Below are 5453 nucleotides of genomic sequence, written 5' to 3'. Positions count from 1 at the left end.
GACAGCGGCTTGCCGGTGTTCCAGGCAGGGCACTGGCTCTGGCAGCGTCCGCACTCGGTGCAGGTGGAGAAGTCGAGCATCGCCTTCCAGGAGAAGTCCTCGACCTTGCCGACGCCCACGATCGGCTCGTCGGCCTCCATCAGGCTTTCGATGTCGGGGGTGGTACCCAGCGGGCCGAGCGCCTTGGGCTCACGCTTGGTCGCGACGTTGATCGGCGCCAGGAAGATGTGCAGGTGCTTGGAGTAGGCGACCAGCACCAGGAAGCCCATGATGATGGCGATGTTGAGCAGCAGGAAGACCGTCTCGATGTGTTCGTTGGCCTCGGTCGAGAAGACGTCGAGCGGACGGCTGACCAGGTAGGAGGCAAACGCCCACCTCGTGTCGCCCTGCGGGTGCGTGCCGGCGTTGAACTGGGCGCCGCGCAGGATCAGGAGCGTGACCATCACCGATGTGATCATCCCGAGGATGACCCAGGCCGGGCCGGTGTGCGACCCGTAGAACCGCGACTTGCGTTCGAGCCGGGCGGGCGCGTTGCGCAGCCGGATGATCGTGAAGGCCAGCAGTCCCGCGAGGACCCCGACGGTGAAGAAGTCCTCGACGAAACCGACAGCGGCCCAGTGCCCGAACAGTGGGATGTGGAAGTCGTGATCGAACAGTGCGCCGAACGCCTCGATGACGGTCAGCATGAGGATCGTGAAACCCCAGAAGGTGAAGGCGTGTGCGAGCCCGGGGACCGTCCAGGTCAGCAGCTTCCGCTGAGCGCCGACCTCGCTGATCTCACTCCACAGGCGCTGGCCCGCCCCGTCGAGCCGGCCGGGAGCTGGCTGGCCCTGGCGGATGAGCCTGAACAGCCAGTAGAACCGACGTCCGGCCACCGCGAGAGCGACAACGGCGATCACTCCGCCGATAGCAAGTCTCACACATCCTCCAGTTACTCCTACCGACGGTGGGAGCGTATCGCTACCCATCGGTAACTTGCACGCCGAACCAGCCCACCACCTCCGCCTCCAGAGAGCCAAAGGTAGCGCGATCATGCTCCTTTCGCGACACCGGAGGCCCAAGCCTCCGGGTCACCGAGGAGTCCATAACAAGACTGTTTCACCCCTTTGCATCCCCACCCTCCTCCTTGCGCCGACCACGCGCAGCTAGTAAGAGGTCCAGACAGCGCCGACCGGCGCTGCCGACCAAAGAGCGGGCCCGTCCGATCATTCGGCTCAGAAGGGGACCAACGTCCCGTCAGTCCCGGGAAATTTGGACCGATTATGGGATTCCCTTGTCCGGAGGAGCGCTCCGGTTGCACCATCAGTGCAGCCCGTAACATGTCTGCGCCCTGTCGCACCGGCAGGGCGACGACCGCTGAAGACTCAGGCTCCGGACCACGACCTCACGATCCACGGTGGACATGATGGCGAGTACGACGAAGAGCCCGATCGGGAGCAGCAGCCCGCTGCGCAGCCACACCCGCGACCGTCCCGGCCATTCCCTGCACATGGCCTACCGGCGGGCCCGGGAACAGCACGCACAGATGCGCCGTGAGCGCCTCGCCTACACCGTGCCCCGTGCCGCGCTACGGGCGTTCCCCATCGCGGTGGTGTTCGCCGTGCTGGTCGCATCGGGCCTGCGCCTGCCCATGTCCATCGCCGTGGCCGCGTACCTGGTGATCCAGCTCGGCTGGCCGTTGCTCGTGATCGGTCGTTCGTTCGACCCGGTGCCCGAGATCGAGGCGCTGCGCGAAGGCGCCGAATCCGAGCGTAAGACAGCTCGTACGGTCAACAGATTGCGCCGGTACGGCTACGTGGTCATGCATGACCGTCGCGTGCCCCATTCCGAGGCGAGCATCGGGCACCTGCTGGTCGGGCCGGGCGGCGTCATGGTGATGAAAAGTGACGCCTCCACCGGTATGGTCCGCTACTCCAAGGATGGAGCGAAGGTCGACGGACAGCCGCTCAAAAAGCCTCTCGACCTGGCCAAGTGGCTCGGGGAGGAGGTAAGCACCCGGACCCGCGACGCCCTACCAATGGTCAAAGCGCCGGTCCGGCCGATCCTGGTCATGGTCGAGGCAGGCGTCCTGTGGAGCGACGGGAAGATCGACGGTGTGACCCTCATCAGCCTGAGGGATCTCGTGTCCTATGTCCGCGGCCGGCCGGATCGGCTCAACCCGGCCGAGGTGACAAAGGTGGTCGCCGTCCTCCAGCGCCTGTTCCCACCGTATTCGGCCAACCAGCTTGCCGATCATGTCACCCTCGACCGCGACCAGTGGCTCACCCTGATGGACGCGCTGCGCACCATCCTGGAGCGCGACGGGGACGCGACCGGCATGCTCGACCGGCTCACCCGAATCGAGAACGATCTCGCGCGGATCGCCGAGCCGGGCGTCCGGTCCGGCATCCCGGGAGCACGTACCGACGGCGACGGTGATAGCGACGATCTGATCAACGAACTCACGGGCGGAGTCGACACACCCGGGCAGAGTTCCGCGGACGACCCGTCAACGGATCGACGGCGAGGACGCATACTGGCTGCGGTCCGCCCGCTGCGGCCAGCTGCGAACCGACCGGCAGGTGGCTCCGCGGCCGACGGCCGGGACGACGGCGGCCCGGACACCGATAGCCCCGACGACGGGCCGGACCGGGCACCACGCGGCCCCGCAGGGCCGTCCAGCGCCTGAACAGGACACACAGTAGCCGCATGCTCTCATAACGGGTCTGAAGTAGCTGTCCCAGTAACTTCAATGACTAAGGCCGGCGGGGCACCCCGCCGGCCTTAGTCATGCCCGCAGTTGCTCGGTGCGCTCGAGCCATCAGATCTCCGCAAAAAAACTGAGCCTCGAAGGCTCATGTTTGACTGTAGAGACATTATTATTGGATCCTGAGCCGGAAGGACTCAACTACTACACGAACGGTCCGCCCGACATCCCGACGGAAGCCGGGCAACCAGACCATCCTGATTCGAAAGGCGCACAGACATGGCACGAGCGGTCGGCATCGACCTCGGCACCACGAACTCCGTCGTGAGCGTGCTCGAGGGCGGCGAACCCACGGTGATCGCCAATGCCGAGGGCTCGCGGACGACTCCATCCGTCGTCGCCTTCGCCAAGAACGGCGAAGTCCTGGTCGGCGAGGTCGCGAAGCGGCAGGCGGTCACCAATGTCGAACGGACCATCCGGTCGGTCAAACGCCACATGGGCACCGACTGGAAGATGAAGGTCGACACCAAGGACTTCACCCCACAGCAGATCAGCGCGTTCATCCTGCAGAAGCTCAAGCGGGACGCCGAGTCCTACCTCGGCGAGACCGTGGCCGACGCGGTCATCACCGTGCCCGCCTACTTCGACGACGCGCAGCGCCAGGCCACCACCGAAGCCGGCACCATCGCCGGGCTGAACGTACTGCGGATCGTCAACGAACCCACTGCGGCCGCCCTCGCCTACGGCCTGGACAAGGGCGAGAAGGAGCAGACGATCCTGGTCTTCGACCTCGGTGGTGGCACGTTCGACGTGTCCCTGCTGGAGATCGGCGACGGCGTCGTCGAGGTCAAGTCGACCTCCGGGGACACCCACCTCGGCGGCGACGACTGGGATCAGCGCGTCACCGACCATCTGATCAAGACCTTCAACGGTCAGCACGGCGTCGACCTCGGCAAGGACAAGATGGCCCTGCAGCGCCTGCGCGAAGCCGCCGAGAAAGCCAAGATCGAACTTTCGCAGTCCAGCCAGACGAGCATCAACCTGCCCTACATCACCGCCTCGGCCGAAGGGCCGCTGCACCTCGACGTCACCCTGACCCGCTCGGAGTTCCAGCGGATGACCCAGGACCTGATCGACCGCTGCAAGCACCCCTTCCAGCAGGCCGTCAAGGACGCGGGGGTCAAGGTCAGCGACATCGACCATGTCGTGCTCGTCGGCGGATCCACCCGCATGCCGGCCGTGGTCGACCTGGTCCGCGAACTCACCGGCGGCAAGGAGCCGAACAAGGGTGTCAACCCCGACGAGGTCGTCGCCGTCGGCGCGTCCCTGCAGGCCGGCGTCCTCAAGGGCGAGGTCAAGGACGTCCTCCTGCTCGACGTCACCCCGCTCTCCCTGGGTATCGAGACCAAGGGCGGGATCATGACCAAACTCATCGAGCGCAACACCACCATCCCGACCAAGCGCTCGGAGATCTTCACCACCGCCGAGGACAGCCAGCCGTCGGTCCAGATCCAGGTCTTCCAGGGCGAGCGCGAGATGGCCGCGTACAACAAGAAGCTCGGCATGTTCGAGCTCACCGGCCTGCCGCCGGCGCCCCGCGGCATCCCGCAGATCGAGGTCACCTTCGACATCGACGCCAACGGCATCGTCCACGTCTCGGCCAAGGACCTCGGCACCGGCAAGGAACAGTCGATGACGATCACGGGCGGTTCGGCGCTGCCCAAGGATGACATCGACAAGATGGTCCGCGACGCCGAGCAGTACGCCGAGGAGGACCGCAAGCGCCGTGAGGAGGCCGAGACCCGCAACCAGGGCGAGACCCTGGTGTACTCCACCGAGCGGTTCCTGGCCGAGAACGGCGACAAGATCGAAGCCACGGTCAAGGCCGACGTGGAGGAGAAGCTGTCCGCCCTGCGGGCGGCGGTCGGCGGCACCGACATCGCGGCTATCCGCGACGCCACCACCGAGCTCGCCAAGGCCAGTTCCGTCATGGGTCAGTCGCTCTACGCGGACGCACAGGGCGCGGCCGGTACCACCCCGGGCGGCGCTGCGGGCGCGAACGCGGACGACGACGTGGTGGACGCCGAGATAGTGGACGAGGAGGAAAAGAAGTGACCTCGGCCCCCAACAGCGACTGGACGCAAGGCGTTCCCACGCCGGACGAACCAGTAATCGTCCGGGACAAGCGCCGCATAGATCCACAGAGCGGGCAGGTACGGGTGGACGCTGTGCGGGCGGAGACCAGCAACCCGGTCGGGGATACTTTCACGTCCCCGCCCGGGGGTCTGCCGCATGACGCTGCGCCGACCGGGGAGGCCGACCTACTGGCACCGCTACGTCAGCAGGTCGCCGAGCGCACCGGCGACCTGCAGCGCCTCAAAGCCGAGTTCGACAACTATCGGCGTCGCGTCGAGCGCGACCGTCAGGTCATGGCCGAGCAGGCAACAGGCAGGCTGCTCTCAGCGCTGCTGCCGACCCTCGACGACATCGGCCGCGCCCGCGACCACGGTGACCTGGAAGGTCCGTTCAAGGCGGTGGCGGAGTCGCTGGAAAGCGCCCTCGAGACTGCCGGGCTCGAGCGGTTCGGCTCCCGCGGGGACGAGTTCGACCCGCTCGTCCACGATGCGCTCATGCACACCTACTCCTCCGAGGTGGCCCGGCCGACCTGCGTCGACATCTTCCGGGCCGGGTATCGCCATGCCGGCCGTGTGCTGCGACCGGCCCAGGTCGCGGTCGCCGAGCCGGCGACCGCGGACACGGCGGGGGA

3 protein-coding genes and 1 pseudogene are annotated in these 5453 nt (G+C 66.7%); 3 read left to right on the top strand and 1 reads right to left on the bottom strand.

The window, feature by feature from the left end:
• A pseudogene (locus DD1DGNOD_RS03345) lies at positions 1-920 on the bottom strand (Fe-S oxidoreductase); the annotation flags it as partial.
• 482 nt (positions 921-1402) lie between these two features.
• On the opposite strand from DD1DGNOD_RS03345, the gene DD1DGNOD_RS03340 reads away from it, so the two are divergent.
• The 3 genes from DD1DGNOD_RS03340 to grpE form a co-directional block, all read left to right on the top strand.
• On the top strand, positions 1403-2668 hold the full coding sequence (locus tag DD1DGNOD_RS03340) for a nuclease-related domain-containing protein (RefSeq protein ID WP_241255438.1): 1266 nt from the start codon (positions 1403-1405) through the stop codon (positions 2666-2668).
• Positions 2669-2965: 297 nt separating this feature from the next.
• Positions 2966-4801 carry a molecular chaperone DnaK gene (gene dnaK, locus DD1DGNOD_RS03335; protein ID WP_131765164.1) on the top strand — a complete coding sequence of 612 codons (1836 nt, stop codon included), beginning with the start codon at positions 2966-2968 and terminating at the stop codon, positions 4799-4801.
• Positions 4798-5453, top strand: a 656-nt coding sequence (grpE, locus tag DD1DGNOD_RS03330; RefSeq protein WP_131769418.1) for a nucleotide exchange factor GrpE, incomplete at its 3' end; no start/stop codon positions are given. The genes dnaK and grpE, both read left to right, overlap by 4 nt.

Source organism: Candidatus Protofrankia californiensis, assembly GCF_900634765.1.
GTDB classification, from domain to species: Bacteria; Actinomycetota; Actinomycetes; order Frankiales; family Frankiaceae; genus Protofrankia; species Protofrankia californiensis.
Note: the sequence above shows the minus strand (reverse complement) of the source record. Positions and strands in the feature narration are given on the sequence as shown.